This is a genomic window from Bacillus sp. FSL L8-0152 (assembly GCF_038006365.1).
In the GTDB taxonomy this organism is placed as follows: domain Bacteria; phylum Bacillota; class Bacilli; order Bacillales; family Bacillaceae_G; genus Bacillus_A; species Bacillus_A cereus.
The window spans coordinates 4,319,851-4,339,242 of sequence record NZ_JBBOVB010000001.1 but is presented as its reverse complement, the minus strand read 5'-3'; the positions used below and the strand labels follow the sequence as shown (position 1 = coordinate 4,339,242).

The window sequence follows — 19,392 nt, the reverse complement described above, 5'->3', positions numbered from 1 at the left end:
GTAAATATTCGTTCATATAAAAAGAAGCCAATTATTATTGGCTTCTTTTTATATGATAAATTAAATTGTTAGTTTATAATTACAAGATTTACATCCATCTAATAGACTATCATGTCGAGTTAATTCCATGTTAGGGAATAGGATTTCAAAAATGCCTTTCATCATATCTCCGTGCATGTTACAAATTTCAGTTGGATGATGAACAGCAACTTCTTTAAATGGACAATTGTGTACATCATAGAAAATTTTTGTTCCATCTGCACTTAATTCAAATGCAGGTGATAAGCCGGCTGTTGAGAAAGCTTCTTTTGCAATTTGAACTTTTTGCTCTACTGTTAAAGCATCTTCACTCACATTTAAACGTTGCATATGTTGTTGCATTAATTCGGCCCCGAATTGTTTTCCTGTTTCGTATAGCGCTTTTTCACCAGCAGCGCCAAGGCTAAGTAAAGAATTAAATGCTATTCTTGCTAACAATTGATAATCACGGAATGGAAATTGCAATTGAATAACATCTTCAGATAAGACATATAATCTGCTTGGTCTTCCGCCTTTTCCAGTTTTCTTCGTTTCCGATTTAAGCATATGAACATCTTCTAATTTAGATAAATGTAAACGCGCTACGTTTGGATGAATATCGAATTCATCTGCAATTTCTTGTACAGTTACGTAACTATGTTTTTGCGAAATATATTTATAAATGTAATAACGAGTTGGGTCAGCTAAAACACCTGTAATTTTTAAAGCTTGTTCCATGAGGATCTCCACCTTTATCACTTTATCCAAGATAATAACATTATAATACAGATAAACATGAGTATAGGTAATTTCAGACAATAATTCAGAAATTGTTCATAATTTCACAAACATATTTTTCCTTTTCGTTCTAGTGAAAATACAAAATTCCAAATTTTTATTGTGCATGTTTTCATGCTATATACATAGTGAGGAGGGAAAAGTGATGAATGGGATTGAAATTTTTGCGAATACAATTTTAAAAGAAGCGTGTAGGGTACAAGCGTCAGATTTACATATTGTGCCCCGGCAGAAGGATGTAGCGGTGCAACTACGTGTAGGAAAAGATTTAATGACGAGACATTGTATTGAAAAGGAGTTTGGAGAAAAACTTGTCTCACATTTTAAATTTTTAGCATCTATGGACATAGGAGAGAAACGGAAGCCACAGAATGGTTCGTTGTATTTGCAAATTGATGGACAAGAAGTGTATTTACGCCTTTCAACACTTCCAACAGTATATCAAGAAAGTCTCGTTATTCGCCTTCATTTACAAGCATCTGTTCAGCCCTTATCACATCTTTCGTTATTTCCAAGTACGGCAGCAAAACTACTCTCGTTTTTACGCTATTCACAGGGGCTACTCGTGTTTACTGGACCGACTGGTTCTGGGAAGACAACGACAATGTATGCATTATTAGAGGTAATTAGAAAAAAGAAAACACGTCGCATCATTACACTTGAAGATCCGGTTGAAAAAAGAAGTGACGATGTATTACAAATTCAAATAAATGAAAAAGCGGGTCTCACATATGAAACAGGATTAAAGGCTATTTTACGTCATGATCCAGATATTATTTTAGTCGGTGAAATCCGTGATGAAGAAACAGCAAAAATAGCTATAAGAGCAAGTTTGACAGGACATTTAGTCATGACAACGCTGCATACGAATGATGCGAAAGGAGCAATCATTCGTTTCATGGATTATGGTATAACGAGGCAAGAGATTGAACAGTCTTTATTGGCTGTAGCTGCACAGCGACTTGTCGAATTGAAGTGTCCGTTTTGCAGAGGAAAGTGCTCAACTTTATGTAAATCAATGAGGCAAGTAAGGCAAGCAAGCATTTATGAGCTGCTATATGGATATGAGTTAAAACAAGCGCTTAAAGAAGCAGATGGAGAATGTGTTACTTACAAACATGAGACTTTAGAATCGTCAATAAGAAAAGGATATGCTTTAGGTTTTTTAGAAGATGATGTTTATGTTTAAGAAAACTTGGAGTTTAAGTGATCAAGTAGTATTGTTGAAACGTTTAGGAGAATTACTAGAAAAAGGCTACTCTCTTTTACAAGCATTAGAATTTTTACAGTTTCAATTACCTGTAGAAAAGAAAGTACAATTGCAGCACATGATTGAGGGGTTAAAAGATGGGAAAAGTCTACACGATTCTTTTCATCAGTTAAAGTTTCATCAGGACATGTTAAGTTATTTATTTTATGCCGAGCAACATGGTGATATTTCTTTTGCTTTGCAACAAGGAAGTGCACTTCTTTATAAGAAAGATAAGTATAGGAGAGATATGATGAAAATCATGCAGTATCCTATGTTTTTAATGTTTTTTCTACTAATCATGCTTTTTATTTTCAACCTCATTTTATTACCTCAGGTTGAAATGGTTTATAGTTCGTTCGGTTCTAATACACCACTACTTACAGAACAAATTTTAAGTGCAATAAAACTGCTACCTTACATTATTTTAACCGCTATTTTAACTGTTATTATTGGATGTAGTTTGTATATGTTGTATTTTAGGAAACTTCCACATATTAGCCAGGTAAAAATCATGCTTCGTATGCCCCTCATCAAAACATTTCTTATTTTAAAGCATTCACATTATTTTGCTACTCAGTTGAGTGGTTTATTAAATGGTGGACTATCAGTATGCGAAGCTTTAACAATAATGATGGAGCAAAGATATCATCCGTTCTTTCAATATGAAGCGAGCCGGATTGAAAGACAATTAATTGGAGGAGAACGGTTACAATCTATCATTGCTAAAAGTGGGTATTACGAGAAAGAACTTTCTTATGTTATTACGCATGGACAAGCAAACGGCAATTTAGCGATTGAATTAGGTGACTATAGCGATCTTATTATGGAAAAGATGGAACGGAAAATTAAACATATGTTAGTTATCATTCAGCCTATTTTATTTATATGTATTGGAGGAATCGTTGTCCTTATGTATTTAGCGATGATTATGCCAATGTTTCAAATGATGAATTCTATTTAGGGGGCATTTGTATGCAGAATGAGGAAGGATTTACTCTGTTAGAGATGCTATTAGTAATGGTTGTCATAACTATATTATTACTATTAATTATTCCAAATGTAGTTACACAGCGTTCATCGGTCCAAGGAAAAGGGTGTGCAGCTTACGTGAAATCTATAGAAGCACAAATACAAGTATATCAATTACAACATAATAAAATTCCATCGTTAAAAGAACTGACAGATGAAAAGTATATTACAACTGATAAGTGCCCGAATGGCGAATCTATTCATATTTCAGATGATGGCGCAGTATCAATTAGGGCATTGTGAAACAACAGGGGTTTACTTTTTTAGAAATGTTACTCGTTTTATTTGCTATTTCTGTATTAAGTATAGTTACGTATTTTAGTGTTCATTCCTTATACGAGCGACAAAAAGTTGAACAATTTTTGAGACAGTTTTCAAATGATATTTTGTATATGCAGCAATTAGCGATAAATCGTCAAAAGCACTATACATTACGTTGGCATAAAGATAGAAATATGTATGCTATAAAAGAGTCAGGTACAAAGTATTATATCGTCAAGCGAGAGTATGAAGAAGATATACAAATTGATTTGCATACGTTTCCAAATCCGATGACATATAATCCAAGTGGGAATATTAATAGAGGTGGTACGATTATAATTTCATATCGAAATTATAAATATGAAATTGTATTTCAGCTTGGAAGAGGGAGATTTACGTATCGTGAAATGTCAAAAAGGATCCATAATGGCTGAAATGATTGTATCGTTAAGTATTTTAATGATGGCTGTATCGTTACTACTACCGCAAACAGTATTAGTTATGCAAGAAAGAAAAAATATACAAATTCGTTATAAGGCATCTGGATTATTAAAAAAGGAAGCAATTATATATATGTATGGAAATGAAGAAAAGCGAATAATAGAAAAGAATATAAATGGAATTGTGTATTACACATATTGGGGAGGAAATGAAGTTTGTACCATGTGGAGAGATGTGAAAGACAGAGTGATGGAACAATGCTTTTATGTAGGAGAAAAAATAAATTAGAATTTGGTTTTTCATTAATAGAAATGATTGTATGTCTGTTTCTATTATCAATATTTTTTTTGCTCTTTCCCCGCCTACATTTCATTGAAATGGAAAATAAACAGTCAAAAGGATTAAATGATTGGGAGTGGGATGTATTTTTAGGTCAAATGCAATTGGAGTTTCGTGAAGTATCATCTGGAGAACAGCTAGCATTTGAAAATGGAGAAAGTATTTTACGATTTCGATCGCGTAATGGGAGTGAAGTATCGTATGAAAAAGAGAATAGTCGTCTTATAAGAAAGGTAAATAGGCGCGGGAGGGAAGTTGTTTTACAAAATATTGGAACGGTTTCTTACAAACTAACACCTCATGTACTCATTATAAATGTGAAAGATACTAGCGGAAAAATATATGAAGGTGTAGTTATGCGATATAGTGAAATGGAAATGAATGTATGAGAGGGCAAAATGGGTTTACAATGCCTGGAACACTCATCTTTCTTATTTTATTAACTTCTTTTTTTATATACGAAACAAATATGTTGTTTACAGATAAAAATTTTTATATAGAAATAGAACAAAAGTTTTTACTGGATGAACTACTTAACCGATCTATTACAGATATAAAAAAAGACTTACAGCAAAAAGAAAAAGAAGGTGCATTTTTCTTTCAGTATGAAAAGGGAGAAGTGAGTGGAAATTATATCTTTGAAAATGATTTAATTCTCGTTGCGTTGCAGTGTACACTCAAACAGGAAGCTTTCTATACGGTGAGCTTTCGGTATAGAAAAAAGGATGGAAAAATAGTCGATTGGATAGAAGGATAATATGTAAAAAATACGAAGAAAAACCAGGGATTTCTATTGTAAATTGAATTGATTTTTTAGAAGAAATGGATAAATATAATGATTAAAAGTTTAAATTTTCTCAAAAAAGAGAAAGGTAGAAAGAATGTGATATATTCATGCTATCCAATCATTATTTTTAGGGAGAATAGGGAAATGACAAACAACAATCAAATAGGTGAAAATAAGGAACAAACTATTTTTGATCATAAAGGAAATACGATTATGACAGAAGATAGAGAAATACACATTATTTCAAAATTCGAAGAACCTCTTATTGTCGTATTAGCAAATGTACTAAGTGATGAAGAGTGTGATGAATTAATTGAAATGTCTAAAAATAAAATGAAGCGTTCTAAAGTTGGTTCATCACGTGATGTAAATGATATTCGAACAAGTAGCGGTGCATTTTTGGAAGACAATGAACTTACTTCAAAGATTGAAAAACGAATTTCATCTATCATGAATGTTCCTGCGTCGCATGGTGAAGGATTGCACATTTTAAATTATGAAGTGGATCAACAATATAAAGCACACTATGATTATTTTGCGGAACATAGTAAATCAGCTGCTAACAATCGTATTAGTACGCTTGTAATGTACTTAAATGATGTAGAAGAAGGCGGGGAAACGTACTTCCCGAAATTAAATCTTTCTGTACATCCTAGAAAGGGAATGGCAGTATACTTTGAGTATTTTTATCAAGATCAATCACTAAATGAGCTTACGTTACATGGAGGGGCACCTGTAACGAAAGGCGAGAAATGGATTGCAACGCAGTGGGTGAGAAGAGGTACTTATAAGTAAAAGCGAGTGTTACGTTTTGTTCTTCATAGTATAAGAACAAAACGTTTTTTTATTAAACAAAGTAGCATCTTTCGTTATAATAACAATTAATAAATGACGACTGAGAGGACAGAAAATGAAATCTATATACATAACCGGCTATATGGGAGCAGGGAAAACAACAATTGGAAAAGCATTAAGTCAAGAACTTCAAATGGATGTTGTAGATACTGATCAAAAAATCGAAGAGAAGCAAGAGAAGGCAATTCGTGATATTTTTGCCGAAGAAGGCGAAACGGCTTTTCGGGAATATGAAAGCGAAATGTTACGTTCGCTACCAGTCCATAATGTCATTATTACAACTGGTGGGGGAATTATTGAACGAGCGGAAAATCGCAAGTGGATGAAAGAGAACGGAACTGTCGTGTATTTATATTGTGATCCGCATGTAATTGCAGAGAGGCTTCGTGAAGATACGACACGTCCACTATTTCAAAAGAAAGATATAGATGCATTTGTAACGAAATTTGAATTACGCCGAGCTTATTATGAAGAGGCTCATATTCATATCGATACGACAAATAAGTCTGTAAAGCAAATTATGAATGAATTAAAGGAAAAGATTAATGTATAAAAAAGTGGACATACTAATCAAGTAGAGGTGATGATAATATGTCTACTAATGATTATGTTCGCTTTGTGACGCAGCAGTTTGTGTCGTATATGGATGCTCCAAAAGAAGATCGAAAACAAAAGAAAGAACAACGCCGTGCTGAAAAAGAGCCATTTATGAATAAGTGGTTTGGTGTTATGCCGCTGAGTGCTGCTTTGTTTTATCGAAATGTAAAAAGTAAAAGAAAAAAATCAAGTTAAATTTTAGTCATATGTCTAGCAAAATAAAGATCCCCTAGTGTCGTAATACACTAGGGGATTTTTATTTACTGCACGGATTCTTGTTCTTCCGTAACGGCATGTATTTTATTGTTCACCCATACGAACCCTATTCCGATACAAATAGAAATGCCCCAGCCGACAGCGGTCATAATCGCTCTCATTTCACCGTAGCCATCTACACCAAAAACAGAGATGAAATAAATTTTTAAGAAGCTTTTTAATATGAATTGTAGGCCGAAAAATAACGTTAAGTATTGTAGTGCTGGATAGATACGACTATCACGATACAGTTCACGACTTTTATCGCGGTCATGTCCTTGCAGCGCTGCAATATCCGCAGCGAAATATAACATGAGTGGTTTTTTTATGAAAATTGTACAGATGACGATAATACCGAGTACGATGTGATAATATGCATCATTCCACAACATTCGTTCAGCTGACCCAGATAATAGATCTACCGTTGTATTAGAAATGAGTGTAATTAAAATAAAGAACCCTGTCACGTTAAACTGTTTTTCTTTTTTAAAGGTATACAGTGTATAAATAATCCCCGGAACAGAGGAAAGTAACATCGCGTAATAAGGATCGATATAAGGTTTTGCAAATTTCCAAATGAGGAATGGGATTACGAGATAAAAGACAAGATCTAATATAGCTTTTTTATTTTGATTCATACAAAGCCTCCTTAAGTCATACATATATTTTATAATATAATTTCTGAAAATTGTATAAGGTTTAATGGGAAAAGAAAAAATATATCAATTTTTGAGGGATTAGTAGATTGAAAAAAATTGCCCCTAGCGTAGTAAGTTTTTTTAGTATATAATAAAGGAAACGCTTTCATTTTTAGTTTGTTCACAAAATGGACGGAAAATCACATATTTACTATCGATATGTTGCTTTATAATGAAACTAATTAAATATACATGCATACAATATTGTGAAATAAATAACATAAATAATCTATATAAATGTAAACGTTATCAAAAGAGAGAGGTGGAGACAATGAGTAAATTTTTCTTCAATCATAATCCAGCAACAGTAGAGGATGGAAGGCTTGTTAAATATGCTGAAATTATTTATGGAGAAGGTGGCCGTTCTGTATTAGAAAATTTAATGGTGAAGGCATCTATCAGATTGCGTGATCGTTATCCGAATAAATCTGACGAGCAGATCTCGAACCTAGTAAATAAAGGCATCCATGATATGTTTCAAAAATATGTGAGCGAGTAAGAGTAGCCAATGGCTGCTCTTATTTTTTGTATAAGGATTGTAACTCTAGCTGAAAATAAACATGTATTTTGAAAAACGTAAAAAGGAGTGGGAAAGATGAGCAATGGAATTGGACGTTCGAAAGAAAATCTTCCAACTGATGCAAATCATGTGAGTGCAAAGGCTCGTGCACACCAGAAACGTATGGCACAGAAAAAGCAGCAAGAGCGTAGTGGCGATAGCGAGTAGGGTAGAAAATAGCTCAAAAGAGGCTCCTTCTAAAGCAGAAGGAGCTTCTTCAAGATAGAAAATGATTCGCGGTAACATAAAAAAGGCCACCGTTAATAATTTGCACTGTAATACGTGGTTCATACTGTTCTTGCAGAGCTTGTTTTTCAATTTCATAGCTCTCAGGAAGTTCGTCACTTTCTTCATAAAAACGGTTTAAAAGGTCTAGATCATGATTCCAACGCACTCTTGCTTCTTTTGCCCACGTATGGTCATCTTCTGCAATTATATTTTTTAAAGCGTCTTCTATGCGTTGTAAACCACTTTGAGGTTTAATGATGGGCGAGAGCGTAAAACAAAAATCAGGTATTTTTGGTGTAAGTTTAATGTTTGTTAATGTTTCATGAAAGTTTGCCATCATTGTTCCAGAAATGAGATGAATGCCAATCGAGTGAAGGATGTCTTTTTTTCGATCACATTGATAGGAAACTTTTATATTAATACCGAGCCAAGGGTGGAGCGGTGTATGTGTTGCCCCATTATGTCTTACATCCTCATATAAACGTATGTAAGAGCCTAATTCTTTTGTCGTTTGGAAAATTTGATGTAGACGTGGTGAACCGTAGTGAATAAGCTCACCATCATTTTCTTCATTTTCTGGATTTGTAATAAGAGTAAGGCGCATCGGATTCGGTACGCCTCCTGTTTTCTCAAGATAGTGCCAATAAAAAGGGCGATTCATTAATAATTTATCCATCTCAATTGTTAACTGTACATCTAATAAATGAGGAGAACGTTCTAAAATTTCACAGTTATTCGCCTCAAAGAAATTGTATAAGTAATTATGAATTTCATGTTGCTGCATAGCCTTGCACCTCAGCTTCATTTCGTTTCGCAAAGTCGATTATAGATGTTAAGTTTTCCATCTTAATTCTAATTTCACCTTCGCTTTTTGATTGCGCGAAAATTTCTTGAATGTGCGCGTCGATGTTTTTCATATTAATTCTCGTTAAAATTTCATCGAGTTCACCGATAACACGCTCGAATAAGTTGATTTTTTCATATAACAGTTTCAGAATATGTTCTTCAACAGTATGCTTTGTAGCTAAGTTATAAATATGAACATCATTCTTTTGACCGAGACGGTGAATACGTCCGATTCTTTGCTCAAGACGCATTGGATTCCATGGCAAATCATAATTGATCATATGGCTACAAAACTGTAAGTTAATGCCTTCTCCGCCAGCTTCCGTTGCAATTAACACTTGGGCACGATTTTGGAAAAGTTCCTTCATCCAATCTTTCTTCCCGCGTTTAAATCCGCCGCGGAATGGGACAGAAGAAATACCGTGTTGTTGTAAAAACCATTGTAAGTACATCTGTGATGCTCGGTATTCCGTGAAAATGACGACTTTATCGTCAATTTCTTTTATAAGCTCTAGAGCTTTAGTTGCTTTCGAGTTGAAAGGAATATGATTAATTTTGTCCATTAGCACATCGATATGTGGATCTTTTATATAATGTTCATTTTCTTTCTGTCTTTTTTCTACATGCTTTTTCAATGAATAGTAAACAGCCTCACGACTACTGCACGCTTCCCGTTTTAAAGTTAACGATGAGAAAGCAGATGTGAAGGCGTCTTGCCCTCGCCAATTTTCGATATCATTATATAGAGCTTGTTCTTGTTCATTAAACTCAACAAAAATTGTACGTACATGTCTCTTCGGCCAATCGATACCGGTATTATGTCGTCTATTTCGCACCATTACTTTGTTAATGAGAGCTTTTAAGTCTTCATCTGATTCGGCTGAACGATTTTTGGAAGCGTAATATTCTTCAAAGTTGGATTGATTGCCTAAATGTCCTGGCTTTAATAAAGAAACAAGGTTAAAAATTTCATCAATCTTATTTTGAACAGGAGTAGCGGTTAGTAATAAACAAAACTTCTTTTTTAATCGTTGTGCAAATTCATAGTTTTTTGTTTTATTATTTTTCAGTTTATGTGCTTCATCGATAATAATAAGGTCATATTCTAAGTTCAACACGATATCGCGATGTGGTGAACGTTTCGCAGTATCAATTGATGATACGATTACGTCAGCTTGTTCCCACGAGTAGCTTTTCTTTTGTGCTACAGCGGGAATGAAAAACTTTGTATTCAGCTCGTATGCCCATTGTGATACGAGAGAGGCTGGGACAAGTATAAGTACCTTTTTCACAAGCCCGCGGACCATGTATTCTTTCAAAATAAGTCCAGCTTCGATTGTTTTTCCAAGACCTACTTCATCTGCTAGAATCGCTTTACCATTCATTTGTTCAATCACATTTTGAGCGACTTCTAATTGATGCGGAAGCGGCGTGAAATGGGATAAATGTTTCGGTGCTTGTAGTCCATCAAAAGTAGGAACAAGTAACGATTTTTCTGTTTCATAAGCTAAGTGATATAAATCCCAGTTTGTCCAAGGACCATCTTCATCAATTCTATTTAAAAAATTGTTTTGCCACGTCCGATCTACGGAAATATCGACATTCATTACGACTCTCCCACCTTTTATAAACTAAAGTAATTATTTTTTAATGTATGATGATTTGCCTCAAAAGAAGGCATAATTATCGTTATTAAAGGCTATATGATAGACAATAATAAAGTATTAAATCTCAAAAGCTGTATTTATTGTGTTTTAAAATAAAAAATTCTAAATTATTTTTTATGCTAGAATATTGATGAAATATAGCGAATGATGTTAGGATAATGGTGTGAAATGTGTGGAATCTTTCGTATTTTATCCAAGAAAGTGATTTTTTATTTACGCTTTCATAAAAAAATATAATGAGATTCCGTATATCCTATCTTTTCAGAATGAAAATGTTTAGAAAAAGGAAGCAACTTTTATTGATTTGTCAAAGCATAAGGGGGAGAGAGCATGATTACATTACAACGTACACCGTTATTTGATGTATACGCGAAGTATGGTGGGAAAACAATCGACTTCGGTGGTTGGGAATTACCAGTTCAATTTTCAAGCATTAAAGAAGAACACGAAGCTGTACGTACAGCTGCAGGTTTGTTCGATGTGTCTCATATGGGAGAAGTTGAAGTAAAAGGTGTAGATAGTTTAGCATTTTTACAACGTGTTGTTACAAATGACGTATCTACCTTAAAGGTAGGGGGCGCACAATATACAGCTATGTGCTACGAAAATGGTGGTACAGTAGATGATTTATTAATCTACAAACGTGGTGAAGAAGACTATTTATTAGTAATCAATGCATCAAATATCGAGAAAGATTACGAATGGTTAGCAAGTCATGTAATTGGCGATGCGACAGTAGTCAATGTTTCTAGTGAAGTTGCACAGCTTGCAATTCAAGGACCAAAAGCAGAAGGCATTTTACAAAAAGTTGTGTCAGAAGATTTGAAAGAAATTAAGTTCTTTAAATTTAAAAACGATATTCTTGTAGATGGAATTCCAGCACTTGTATCTCGTACAGGTTATACAGGTGAAGATGGATTCGAAATTTACTGTAAGAGTGAAGATGCTGCAAAACTTTGGGAGAAACTTCTTGAAGTTGGAGCAGAAGAGGGCTTAAAAGCATGTGGTTTAGGTGCTCGTGATACACTTCGATTCGAAGCAACATTACCACTTTATGGACAAGAATTATCAAAAGATATTACACCGATTGAGGCTGGAATTGGCTTTGCGGTAAAAACAAATAAAGAAGCAGACTTCTTTGGAAAAGCAACGTTAAAAGAGCAAAAAGAAAACGGTGCGCCTCGTAAATTAGTCGGCATCGAAGTAATCGAACGTGGAATTCCTCGTACGCATTACCCTGTATTTATTGGTGAAGAAAAAATTGGGGAAGTAACGAGTGGTACACAATCTCCAACGTTAAAGAAAAGCATTGGTTTAGCACTAATTGATGTAAAATACGCAGCAGTTGATACAGAAGTAGAAATTGAAATTCGTAATAAACGCGTCAAAGCAGTAGTTGTTCCAACACCATTTTACAAACGTTCAAAGTAACGGGGAGAGGGGTAGATTTCATGTTGCATCGTTATCTTCCAATGACAGAAGAAGACAAAAAAGAAATGTTACAAACGATCGGCGTTCAAACGATCGATGAATTATTCTCTGATATTCCAGAGAGTGTTCGTTTTAAAGGGGATTTAAAAATTAAAGAAGCAAAATCAGAGCCAGAGCTTTTAAAAGAGCTATCTCAAATGGCTAGTAAAAATGCTAACTTAAAAGAATACGCTTCTTTCTTAGGAGCAGGCGTATACGATCATTATGCTCCAGTAATTGTAGATCATGTTATTTCTCGCTCAGAATTTTATACAGCTTACACACCATACCAACCGGAAATTTCACAAGGGGAATTACAAGCAATCTTTGAATTCCAAACAATGATTTGTGAATTAACAGGAATGGATGTAGCAAACTCTTCTATGTATGACGGGGGTACAGCTTTAGCTGAAGCGGCAATGTTAGCAGCTGGCCATACTCGCAAAAAGAAAATTCTTGTATCTAGCGCGGTTCATCCAGAATCAAGAGCAGTACTTGAAACGTATGCAAAAGGTCAAAATCTTGAAGTTGTTGAAATTAATCATAAAGATGGTGTAACAGATTTAGACGTATTACAAAGTGAAGTAGATGATACAGTTGCTTGTGTAATCGTTCAATATCCAAACTTCTTCGGACAAGTTGAAAAATTAGCTGATATTGAAAAAATCGTTCATCAACAAAGATCATTATTTATCGTTTCTTCAAATCCATTATCATTAGGCGCATTAACACCACCAGGGAAGTTTGGTGCTGATATTGTAATCGGTGATGCACAACCATTCGGTATTCCAACGCAGTTTGGTGGACCGCACTGTGGTTACTTTGCAACAACGAAAGCATTTATGCGTAAAATTCCAGGACGTCTTGTTGGACAAACTGTAGATTCAGATGGTAAACGTGGATTTGTATTAACGTTACAAGCACGTGAACAGCATATTCGCCGTGATAAAGCGACGTCTAATATTTGTTCAAACCAAGCGTTAAATGCATTAGCAGCTTCTGTTGCAATGACGGCACTTGGCAAACAAGGTGTGAAAGAAATGGCACGTCAAAACATTTCTAAAGCACAGTATGCAAAACGTCAATTTGAGGCGAAAGGCTTCACAGTAACATTTGCTGGGCCATTCTTCAATGAGTTTGTTGTAGATTGCAAACGTCCAGTGAAAGAAGTAAACGATGCATTATTACAAAAGAATATTATCGGTGGTTACGATCTAGGCCGTGATTATAAAGAGCATGAAAACCATATGCTTGTAGCAGTAACTGAGCTTCGTACAAAAGAGGAAATTGACACACTTGTAAACGAAATGGGGGCTATCCAATGAAGAACCAAGACCAAGCACTTATCTTTGAAGTGAGTAAAGAAGGACGCATAGGATATAGCTTACCCAAATTAGATGTAGAAGAAGTGAAACTAGAAGATGTGTTTGAGAGCGATTATATTCGAGTAGAAGATGCAGAGCTACCAGAAGTATCTGAACTTGATATTATGCGCCACTATACAGCACTTTCAAACCGTAACCACGGTGTTGATTCTGGATTCTATCCACTTGGATCTTGTACGATGAAATATAATCCGAAAATTAATGAGAGTGTAGCTCGTTTCGCAGGATTTGCAAATATTCATCCACTGCAAGATGAAAAGACAGTACAAGGTGCAATGGAATTAATGTATGACTTACAAGAGCATTTAATTGAAATTACAGGTATGGATACTGTTACTTTACAACCAGCAGCTGGTGCACACGGAGAATGGACAGGTTTAATGTTAATTCGTGCATACCATGAAGCGAATGGTGACTTTAACCGTACGAAAGTAATTGTACCTGACTCTGCTCACGGAACGAACCCGGCATCTGCAACTGTAGCTGGTTTTGAAACAATTACAGTAAAATCAAATGAAAATGGCCTTGTTGACTTAGAAGACTTAAAACGTGTTGTAAACGAAGAAACAGCAGCACTTATGTTAACAAATCCTAATACATTAGGTCTATTCGAAGAAAATATTTTAGAAATGGCAGAAATCGTCCATAATGCAGGCGGTAAGTTATACTATGATGGTGCAAACTTAAATGCGGTATTAAGCCAAGCACGCCCAGGAGATATGGGATTTGACGTTGTGCATTTAAACCTTCATAAAACATTTACAGGTCCTCACGGCGGTGGTGGCCCAGGTTCTGGTCCAGTAGGTGTGAAAGCTGATTTAATTCCGTACTTACCAAAACCGATTTTAGAAAAAACGGAAAATGGTTATCACTTCAACTACGACCGTCCAGAAGCAATTGGTCGTGTGAAGCCATTCTATGGTAACTTCGGAATTAACGTTCGTGCATACACGTATATTCGCTCTATGGGTCCAGATGGCTTGCGTGCAGTAACTGAGTATGCTGTATTAAATGCGAACTATATGATGAGAAGATTAGCGCCATTCTACGATCTTCCATTCGATAGACATTGTAAGCATGAATTTGTATTATCAGGTCGTCGTCAAAAGAAACTTGGCGTACGTACATTAGATATTGCAAAACGTCTGCTTGATTTCGGTTACCATCCACCAACAATTTACTTCCCATTAAATGTGGAAGAATGTATTATGATTGAGCCGACAGAAACAGAATCAAAAGAAACATTAGATGGTTTCATTGATAAGATGATTCAAATCGCTAAAGAAGTAGAAGAAAATCCAGAAGTTGTACAAGAAGCACCGCATACGACAGTCATTAAACGTTTAGACGAAACGATGGCTGCACGTAAACCAGTTTTACGTTATGCAAAGCCAGCTCCTGTACAAGTTTGATTAGAATAACAAAAGGAGAACTCGCTGCGGCGGGTTCTTTTTTTGTATGGAGAATTTGTGCAGAAATAGTGAAGAAAATGTTAAAAAATTATATTTTTTGTTTCCTAATGGTGTAAAGGTGTAGTTTTATAGGTAGTTTTGTTGAAAAAGTCGGTTTGATAAAAGTATTTATTTTTGTTAGAATTTTATTGAAATTAAGAAGATGTGATGAGGCAAAAATTACTCATTTTTATGTATATGTGAAAAAACGAGCAAGACGGGGGTGAAAGTGTGGGATATCGATGTTATAGAATGGTATACCATTTAGAAAATGGAGAAACAATTAAAGATGTAAAAGAATTTTGCTATCGAGACCAAGGGAAAGTGTTAGAAAGAGTAGCAAATCGTGTAATGGATAATAGAGAAGTGACGGCGATTGATAAACAAGGAACAATCATTTCAATAGCATGTGAGGACATTGTAAAGGTGGAACTTGATTACATAACAGAAAGTTAACCTTGAGTCATATCGAATTATTCGATAAAATAAACTGTTGAATGGTGAAGTGAGAAGAGAGGAGTTTATCATGGGTAGTACAAGACACTTTTATATGTTTATCTTAGCGTTTGTTCTTGTTGTGGCATTAACGATTTACTTAATCGTTGACAGCAGCTGGTACAACACGGTTCATCCGGCATTCCTTCTGTTTATGTATATAGGAATTGCAGTAGTAAGTTTCGGAATGAGAGACGAGATGTTAGATCGCTTTGAAAAGTGATACATATACGAAAGACCAACAGGAAAATGTTGGTCTTTTTTTTTTTTGCCAAAAATAGGATGCTGTGTATATACTGTATATATAAGGTATATACAGTATATACACACACTGGAGGAAAACATGAATATTATTATTTCGAATTCTTCCCAAGACCCTATTTATGTGCAAATAAGAAAACAATTAAGCCAGCTTATTTTAAATGGTGGTTTAAAGGGTGGAGACCAATTACCGTCTATTCGTAGCTTAGCGAAGGAATTGCAAATTAGTGTAATTACAACGAAGCGTGCGTACGAGGAGCTTGAAAAAGAAGGATATATAGAAACTGTTGCTGGGAAGGGGACTTATGTTTCACGTAAAAATAATGAACTATTAAAAGAACAGCGGCTACGTCTATTGGAAAGTAAGGCTGAAGAAATCGTAAAAGAAAGTAAAGTGTTGCAGCTTTCACTTGAAGAATTGCAGCAGATGATTGCGTTTTTATATAAGGGGGAATGAGAGAGATGTTAGAGTTAAAAAACGTTTGTAAAAGTTATGAAGATTTTGCAGTGAAAAATATAAGTTTTGCATTACCACGAGGATATATTATGGGGTTTGTCGGACCAAATGGTGCTGGGAAAAGTACAACGATCAAAATGATTATGAATTTAATTAGAAAAGATAGCGGCGATATAAAAATTTTTGGCAAAGACAATAAGAAAGCTGAAAAGGACATAAAACAAAATATTGGTTTTGTATATGATGAAAATCATTATTACGAAGATTTAACGTGTGAACAAATGAAACGTATTGTTGCACCGTTATATAAAAAGTGGGACGAAAATCAATACCAATCGTATATGCACAGATTGCAAGTTCCAAAGTATAAAAAAATTAAAGAGCTATCTAAAGGGATGAAAATGAAGTTTGCGATTGCCATCGCACTTTCACATCATGCAGAGTTTATCATTATGGATGAGCCGACAGCAGGATTAGATCCAGTTGTCCGAAGTGAATTACTTGATATGTTGCAAGAAATTGTAATGGAAGATGAAGTATCTGTATTATTCTCAACCCACATTACAACGGATTTAGAACGTATTGCAGATTATATTACGTTTATCAACGATGGAGAAATTATATTTACTGGTGAAAAAGATGAATTAATGGAGAACTACGTAATCGTTAAGGGAAGCAATGATTTATTAGATCGAGAAGGAAAAGAACTATTTGTTGGATTACGAAAAAATAAATTCGGTTTCGAAGGTTTAGCGAAGGATAAACAAGGAATTATCGATTGGTTTGGAAATGAGGTTGTACTAGAAAAGCCTACATTAGATGACATTATCGTTTACACTGCGAAAGGGAGAGGTGCCTATGCGTCAGCTAATCTATAAAGATTTGTTCTTTTTTCGGGTTATGTGGTTAGTGTATTTTATTATGCCTCTTGTTTTCTTTGGATTAGATCCAGATGGTGAATTGTTATTTCCAATGAGTTGCTTACTCATAACGATATCATCTTCTATGATACTAATAGCGATGGATGAAAAAAATAAAAGTGATGTTATTATAAATAGTTTACCTGTTGGACGAAAGGATATCATTATTGCTAGATATATTTCGGGTGTAATATTTATTGTAGGTGGCATGATTTCTACTACGCTAGTTGTTTTTCTTATAAGAGGTATCGCTGTCATTGGTGATATTGGAGCTTATCATCCCAATTTGTATATTGAAATTCCTTGGTATGTAGTAGTCAGAGGTGCTGTATATTCTTTAGTTTATATTACAGCATTATTCCCGAGTTATTATGGGACAAAATCAAAAGTAGTACGTGGAATATTTACAGGTGGAGCCGCTGGAATAGGTGTTATTGTTGGAATGTTTATTGGTGACGGAGAAAGTGCTACGGCATCATTCATTGATTGGATTATGAATCCATTACATTTTGGCATATTTATAGTTGGATTAATCACACTAGCTAGTGCCTATATCGCTTCTATGTTTCTTACAATTAAAATTTATGAAACGCGTGATTTATAGAGAGGAGAATTCATATGCAACAGTTGATTTTGAAGGAGTTTTTTTTACAGAAGAAGATGTTTCCTTCCTATTTTTTAATACCCATTTTATCTATTTTTAAGGATTCCGTCGAACCAATGGGGATTGCAATAGGAGTATTTATAACATGTAGTACGATTATATATATTTCTTTTTATTATGACGAGAAAAGTAAAGCAGAAAAAGTGTTAGTGAGTTTGCCTATAACGAGAAAAGAGATAATTATAGCTAAATATATTTCAAGCACATTATTTATTATGGCTGGTTTGAGTGTAACTTTTATAGTCGTAATATTAGGAAATATTTTATTGAACAGAGATATAGTTATGCCTGGGTATGCAATATTTTCAGCAATAGTAGCAACTTTGATTTATTGTGCAGTAACGATACCGACTAATTACATTGGGGGATATAAAGTTATTACTGTCTTGAATTTGATTATGCTTTTTCCTTTAATGGGTATGATTGGTCTTATGTGCAATATTTTTGGTGATAAAACAATTATGTTAAAAGTACTTCACTCTCAAGAGGCTACACTAGCAATGGGTGTTCTTAGTATTGGAGTGTTAGTAAGTATAGTCATATCAATGTTTCTCTCAATGAAAATGTTTCAGGAGGCAGAGTTATAGAAGGAGCATTTTCATATTAGGAGGGGTAATACATGATCAAGCAACTAATTTTAAAAGATTTCATTATTCAATGGAAATTTTTAATTTGGTACATACTGTATCCTGTTTTCTTTTATATGGCCTTAACAGATACGGAAAATTTATTCATCATTATGTCAGTAATTATTACAATTGGGGCAACAGTAAAAACGTTTGAAGCAGATAGTAAAAATGAGAGTGAAGTTATAGTAAATAGTTTACCAATATTGAGAAAACAAATTGTGTATGCGAAATATATAGTAGCAATTATTATTCTTTTTATAAGTGTAACGGTCGGTTGTTTCACGATGGGAATGAAGAGCGGGGTTAACTTATTTGAATTTATTGAAACGACAATAGTTGCTAGTATTAGCTTTATTTTAGTGTATTTAAGTTTGGTTTTACCGCTATCCTTTTGGCTAGGGTATAAGAAAACTATTTTTATTGCGATAGTAATATTCATGGCACCGATAATTGTTTTAGAAGCTTTGTTTCAAATCAACTTAGAACAAATTCAGCTATATAACAGCTTGTTATTCATTGGTTTAATATGCATGTTCATAGCATCTATCTTCGTTTCAGTAAAAATATATGAAAAAAGAGAATTTTAAAAGGTGCCTTAAAAAAGGCACCTTCTTCAATAACGACAATACGAGAGCAGTAGTTTATAAAAAGAAACGCTATTTGGTACATCTGTCGGAGTATGTAATATAAAGCTGAAAACGATGATGAGAATAAGAAATAGGAAAAATAAAAATAGGATTTGCTTATGTATAGAATTTTGCATATTATTCACTCCTTTTTTAGGTAGTATGTCCAAAAGAAAGGAGTGTATGAAAAATTTTAGGAGGGGAGAATGATGAACAAAAGAAAATGGTTATATAGAATAGGGGTACTTTTCGTTTCAATCGGTCTCATATTAGCAAATTTTTATTCAGACATACCATCACCGTTTCCTAATTTGCATAAAGGAATTGGTATAAGTATTGTCATAGTTGGTCTTCTTTGTCTTATTGCATCTAACTTTTATAGAAAATCTGAATGAATACAAAAA

The 19,392-nt window shown here is 34.4% G+C and carries 28 protein-coding genes; 23 read left to right on the top strand and 5 right to left on the bottom strand.

Annotated elements, in window-relative coordinates:
* Positions 1 to 60 precede the first annotated feature (60 nt).
* A complete protein-coding gene (locus MHH27_RS21845) occupies positions 61 to 756 on the bottom strand; it encodes a helix-turn-helix transcriptional regulator (protein ID WP_000434107.1) in 696 nt (231 codons plus the stop codon).
* A gap of 205 nt (positions 757 to 961) precedes the next feature.
* Here MHH27_RS21845 and comGA point away from each other — a divergent pair, with 205 nt between their 5' ends.
* The 10 genes from comGA to MHH27_RS21795 all read left to right on the top strand — a co-directional run bounded on the left by comGA (position 962) and on the right by MHH27_RS21795 (position 6,572).
* Entirely contained in the window at positions 962 to 2,005 is a 1,044-nt protein-coding gene (gene comGA, locus MHH27_RS21840; protein ID WP_001013187.1) for a competence type IV pilus ATPase ComGA, read from the top strand.
* A complete protein-coding gene (gene comGB, locus MHH27_RS21835; protein WP_090977070.1) occupies positions 1,998 to 3,029 on the top strand; it encodes a competence type IV pilus assembly protein ComGB in 1,032 nt (343 codons plus the stop codon). The genes comGA and comGB overlap by 8 nt, the downstream gene beginning before the upstream one ends.
* Positions 3,030 to 3,040: 11 nt before the next feature.
* Positions 3,041 to 3,340, top strand: coding sequence for a competence type IV pilus major pilin ComGC (gene comGC, locus MHH27_RS21830; protein WP_001178687.1), 300 nt, complete (start codon positions 3,041 to 3,043; stop codon positions 3,338 to 3,340).
* Positions 3,337 to 3,792 (top strand): competence type IV pilus minor pilin ComGD, encoded by a 456-nt coding sequence (gene comGD, locus MHH27_RS21825; protein ID WP_000813141.1) that lies wholly within the window; start codon positions 3,337 to 3,339, stop codon positions 3,790 to 3,792. Before comGC ends, comGD begins: the two co-directional genes overlap by 4 nt.
* Complete coding sequence (locus tag MHH27_RS21820; RefSeq protein WP_000829462.1) at positions 3,785 to 4,087, top strand: hypothetical protein; 303 nt, start codon at positions 3,785 to 3,787, stop codon at positions 4,085 to 4,087. Before comGD ends, MHH27_RS21820 begins: the two co-directional genes overlap by 8 nt.
* Positions 4,057 to 4,527, top strand: a complete 471-nt coding sequence (gene comGF / locus MHH27_RS21815) for a competence type IV pilus minor pilin ComGF (RefSeq protein WP_000923097.1) — start codon at positions 4,057 to 4,059, stop codon at positions 4,525 to 4,527. Before MHH27_RS21820 ends, comGF begins: the two co-directional genes overlap by 31 nt.
* Complete coding sequence (comGG, locus tag MHH27_RS21810) at positions 4,524 to 4,895, top strand: competence type IV pilus minor pilin ComGG (RefSeq protein ID WP_023523011.1); 372 nt, start codon at positions 4,524 to 4,526, stop codon at positions 4,893 to 4,895. Before comGF ends, comGG begins: the two co-directional genes overlap by 4 nt.
* A gap of 174 nt (positions 4,896 to 5,069) precedes the next feature.
* Positions 5,070 to 5,720, top strand: a complete 651-nt coding sequence (locus MHH27_RS21805; RefSeq protein ID WP_141541666.1) for a 2OG-Fe(II) oxygenase — start codon at positions 5,070 to 5,072, stop codon at positions 5,718 to 5,720.
* Between the two features lie 115 nt (positions 5,721 to 5,835).
* A complete protein-coding gene (locus tag MHH27_RS21800; RefSeq protein ID WP_000836660.1) occupies positions 5,836 to 6,333 on the top strand; it encodes a shikimate kinase in 498 nt (165 codons plus the stop codon).
* Between the two features lie 38 nt (positions 6,334 to 6,371).
* Entirely contained in the window at positions 6,372 to 6,572 is a 201-nt protein-coding gene (locus MHH27_RS21795; RefSeq protein WP_000106083.1) for a YqzE family protein, read from the top strand.
* A gap of 65 nt (positions 6,573 to 6,637) precedes the next feature.
* On the opposite strand, the gene MHH27_RS21790 is transcribed toward MHH27_RS21795, so the two are convergent.
* Both MHH27_RS21790 and MHH27_RS21785 read right to left on the bottom strand, forming a co-directional pair.
* Complete coding sequence (locus MHH27_RS21790; RefSeq protein WP_001073111.1) at positions 6,638 to 7,270, bottom strand: VC0807 family protein; 633 nt, start codon at positions 7,268 to 7,270, stop codon at positions 6,638 to 6,640.
* A gap of 141 nt (positions 7,271 to 7,411) precedes the next feature.
* The gene (locus MHH27_RS21785) at positions 7,412 to 7,528 is read right to left on the bottom strand and encodes a hypothetical protein (RefSeq protein ID WP_003279814.1); all 117 of its coding nucleotides are present in this window, start codon (positions 7,526 to 7,528) and stop codon (positions 7,412 to 7,414) included.
* A gap of 73 nt (positions 7,529 to 7,601) precedes the next feature.
* Between MHH27_RS21785 and MHH27_RS21780 the strand changes: the two genes are divergently transcribed.
* Both MHH27_RS21780 and MHH27_RS21775 read left to right on the top strand, forming a co-directional pair.
* Positions 7,602 to 7,829 (top strand): hypothetical protein, encoded by a 228-nt coding sequence (locus tag MHH27_RS21780; protein ID WP_000032702.1) that lies wholly within the window; start codon positions 7,602 to 7,604, stop codon positions 7,827 to 7,829.
* 96 nt (positions 7,830 to 7,925) lie between these two features.
* Positions 7,926 to 8,057 carry a hypothetical protein gene (locus tag MHH27_RS21775; protein WP_098566546.1) on the top strand — a complete coding sequence of 44 codons (132 nt, stop codon included), beginning with the start codon at positions 7,926 to 7,928 and terminating at the stop codon, positions 8,055 to 8,057.
* A 49-nt stretch (positions 8,058 to 8,106) separates the two neighbouring features.
* Here the strand turns inward: MHH27_RS21775 and MHH27_RS21770 are convergent, their stop codons facing one another.
* A complete protein-coding gene (locus MHH27_RS21770) occupies positions 8,107 to 8,901 on the bottom strand; it encodes a YqhG family protein (protein WP_001183963.1) in 795 nt (264 codons plus the stop codon).
* Positions 8,888 to 10,570 (bottom strand): DEAD/DEAH box helicase, encoded by a 1,683-nt coding sequence (locus tag MHH27_RS21765; RefSeq protein WP_001100040.1) that lies wholly within the window; start codon positions 10,568 to 10,570, stop codon positions 8,888 to 8,890. The genes MHH27_RS21770 and MHH27_RS21765 overlap by 14 nt, the downstream gene beginning before the upstream one ends.
* A gap of 390 nt (positions 10,571 to 10,960) precedes the next feature.
* Between MHH27_RS21765 and gcvT the strand changes: the two genes are divergently transcribed.
* The 11 genes from gcvT to MHH27_RS21710 all read left to right on the top strand — a co-directional run bounded on the left by gcvT (position 10,961) and on the right by MHH27_RS21710 (position 19,383).
* Entirely contained in the window at positions 10,961 to 12,061 is a 1,101-nt protein-coding gene (gene gcvT, locus MHH27_RS21760; protein WP_000631769.1) for a glycine cleavage system aminomethyltransferase GcvT, read from the top strand.
* A gap of 20 nt (positions 12,062 to 12,081) precedes the next feature.
* On the top strand, positions 12,082 to 13,425 hold the full coding sequence (gene gcvPA / locus MHH27_RS21755; protein ID WP_340944045.1) for an aminomethyl-transferring glycine dehydrogenase subunit 1: 1,344 nt from the start codon (positions 12,082 to 12,084) through the stop codon (positions 13,423 to 13,425).
* Positions 13,422 to 14,897 (top strand): aminomethyl-transferring glycine dehydrogenase subunit 2, encoded by a 1,476-nt coding sequence (gene gcvPB / locus MHH27_RS21750; RefSeq protein ID WP_000795702.1) that lies wholly within the window; start codon positions 13,422 to 13,424, stop codon positions 14,895 to 14,897. Before gcvPA ends, gcvPB begins: the two co-directional genes overlap by 4 nt.
* A gap of 291 nt (positions 14,898 to 15,188) precedes the next feature.
* Complete coding sequence (locus tag MHH27_RS21745) at positions 15,189 to 15,392, top strand: DUF3929 family protein (RefSeq protein ID WP_000262496.1); 204 nt, start codon at positions 15,189 to 15,191, stop codon at positions 15,390 to 15,392.
* A 70-nt stretch (positions 15,393 to 15,462) separates the two neighbouring features.
* Positions 15,463 to 15,654, top strand: coding sequence for a hypothetical protein (locus MHH27_RS21740; RefSeq protein ID WP_000535933.1), 192 nt, complete (start codon positions 15,463 to 15,465; stop codon positions 15,652 to 15,654).
* A 120-nt stretch (positions 15,655 to 15,774) separates the two neighbouring features.
* Positions 15,775 to 16,149: a GntR family transcriptional regulator gene (locus MHH27_RS21735; RefSeq protein ID WP_001021350.1), complete on the top strand. Its 375-nt coding sequence runs from the start codon at positions 15,775 to 15,777 to the stop codon at positions 16,147 to 16,149.
* A 5-nt stretch (positions 16,150 to 16,154) separates the two neighbouring features.
* Complete coding sequence (locus tag MHH27_RS21730; RefSeq protein ID WP_090977074.1) at positions 16,155 to 17,027, top strand: ABC transporter ATP-binding protein; 873 nt, start codon at positions 16,155 to 16,157, stop codon at positions 17,025 to 17,027.
* Entirely contained in the window at positions 17,008 to 17,673 is a 666-nt protein-coding gene (locus MHH27_RS21725) for an ABC-2 transporter permease (protein WP_078400978.1), read from the top strand. Before MHH27_RS21730 ends, MHH27_RS21725 begins: the two co-directional genes overlap by 20 nt.
* 14 nt (positions 17,674 to 17,687) lie before the next feature.
* Positions 17,688 to 18,320 carry an ABC-2 transporter permease gene (locus MHH27_RS21720; RefSeq protein WP_098566548.1) on the top strand — a complete coding sequence of 211 codons (633 nt, stop codon included), beginning with the start codon at positions 17,688 to 17,690 and terminating at the stop codon, positions 18,318 to 18,320.
* Positions 18,321 to 18,355: 35 nt separating this feature from the next.
* The gene (locus MHH27_RS21715) at positions 18,356 to 18,949 is read left to right on the top strand and encodes an ABC-2 transporter permease (RefSeq protein WP_340944874.1); all 594 of its coding nucleotides are present in this window, start codon (positions 18,356 to 18,358) and stop codon (positions 18,947 to 18,949) included.
* A gap of 248 nt (positions 18,950 to 19,197) precedes the next feature.
* The gene (locus tag MHH27_RS21710; RefSeq protein ID WP_042969072.1) at positions 19,198 to 19,383 is read left to right on the top strand and encodes a hypothetical protein; all 186 of its coding nucleotides are present in this window, start codon (positions 19,198 to 19,200) and stop codon (positions 19,381 to 19,383) included.
* Positions 19,384 to 19,392 lie beyond the last annotated feature (9 nt).

Excerpts from the sequence above, each read along its gene's own strand:
- comGG (WP_023523011.1), top strand. The coding sequence starts at position 4,524 with ATGAGAGGGCAAAATGGGTTTACAATGCCTGGAACACTCATCTTTCTT.
- MHH27_RS21785 (WP_003279814.1), bottom strand. The coding sequence starts at position 7,528 with ATGCATGTATATTTAATTAGTTTCATTATAAAGCAACATATCGATAGT.
- MHH27_RS21765 (WP_001100040.1), bottom strand. The coding sequence starts at position 10,570 with ATGAATGTCGATATTTCCGTAGATCGGACGTGGCAAAACAATTTTTTA.
- comGB (WP_090977070.1), top strand. The coding sequence starts at position 1,998 with ATGTTTAAGAAAACTTGGAGTTTAAGTGATCAAGTAGTATTGTTGAAA.
- MHH27_RS21820 (WP_000829462.1), top strand. The coding sequence starts at position 3,785 with ATGGCTGAAATGATTGTATCGTTAAGTATTTTAATGATGGCTGTATCG.
- MHH27_RS21740 (WP_000535933.1), top strand. The coding sequence starts at position 15,463 with ATGGGTAGTACAAGACACTTTTATATGTTTATCTTAGCGTTTGTTCTT.
- MHH27_RS21770 (WP_001183963.1), bottom strand. The coding sequence starts at position 8,901 with ATGCAGCAACATGAAATTCATAATTACTTATACAATTTCTTTGAGGCG.
- MHH27_RS21805 (WP_141541666.1), top strand. The coding sequence starts at position 5,070 with ATGACAAACAACAATCAAATAGGTGAAAATAAGGAACAAACTATTTTT.
- MHH27_RS21720 (WP_098566548.1), top strand. The coding sequence starts at position 17,688 with ATGCAACAGTTGATTTTGAAGGAGTTTTTTTTACAGAAGAAGATGTTT.
- MHH27_RS21800 (WP_000836660.1), top strand. The coding sequence starts at position 5,836 with ATGAAATCTATATACATAACCGGCTATATGGGAGCAGGGAAAACAACA.
- MHH27_RS21735 (WP_001021350.1), top strand. The coding sequence starts at position 15,775 with ATGAATATTATTATTTCGAATTCTTCCCAAGACCCTATTTATGTGCAA.
- MHH27_RS21795 (WP_000106083.1), top strand. The coding sequence starts at position 6,372 with ATGTCTACTAATGATTATGTTCGCTTTGTGACGCAGCAGTTTGTGTCG.
- MHH27_RS21745 (WP_000262496.1), top strand. The coding sequence starts at position 15,189 with ATGGTATACCATTTAGAAAATGGAGAAACAATTAAAGATGTAAAAGAA.
- MHH27_RS21725 (WP_078400978.1), top strand. The coding sequence starts at position 17,008 with ATGCGTCAGCTAATCTATAAAGATTTGTTCTTTTTTCGGGTTATGTGG.
- comGC (WP_001178687.1), top strand. The coding sequence starts at position 3,041 with ATGCAGAATGAGGAAGGATTTACTCTGTTAGAGATGCTATTAGTAATG.
- MHH27_RS21780 (WP_000032702.1), top strand. The coding sequence starts at position 7,602 with ATGAGTAAATTTTTCTTCAATCATAATCCAGCAACAGTAGAGGATGGA.
- MHH27_RS21790 (WP_001073111.1), bottom strand. The coding sequence starts at position 7,270 with ATGAATCAAAATAAAAAAGCTATATTAGATCTTGTCTTTTATCTCGTA.
- MHH27_RS21710 (WP_042969072.1), top strand. The coding sequence starts at position 19,198 with ATGAACAAAAGAAAATGGTTATATAGAATAGGGGTACTTTTCGTTTCA.
- comGF (WP_000923097.1), top strand. The coding sequence starts at position 4,057 with ATGCTTTTATGTAGGAGAAAAAATAAATTAGAATTTGGTTTTTCATTA.
- comGA (WP_001013187.1), top strand. The coding sequence starts at position 962 with ATGAATGGGATTGAAATTTTTGCGAATACAATTTTAAAAGAAGCGTGT.
- gcvPA (WP_340944045.1), top strand. The coding sequence starts at position 12,082 with ATGTTGCATCGTTATCTTCCAATGACAGAAGAAGACAAAAAAGAAATG.
- gcvT (WP_000631769.1), top strand. The coding sequence starts at position 10,961 with ATGATTACATTACAACGTACACCGTTATTTGATGTATACGCGAAGTAT.
- MHH27_RS21845 (WP_000434107.1), bottom strand. The coding sequence starts at position 756 with ATGGAACAAGCTTTAAAAATTACAGGTGTTTTAGCTGACCCAACTCGT.
- MHH27_RS21730 (WP_090977074.1), top strand. The coding sequence starts at position 16,155 with ATGTTAGAGTTAAAAAACGTTTGTAAAAGTTATGAAGATTTTGCAGTG.
- MHH27_RS21775 (WP_098566546.1), top strand. The coding sequence starts at position 7,926 with ATGAGCAATGGAATTGGACGTTCGAAAGAAAATCTTCCAACTGATGCA.
- gcvPB (WP_000795702.1), top strand. The coding sequence starts at position 13,422 with ATGAAGAACCAAGACCAAGCACTTATCTTTGAAGTGAGTAAAGAAGGA.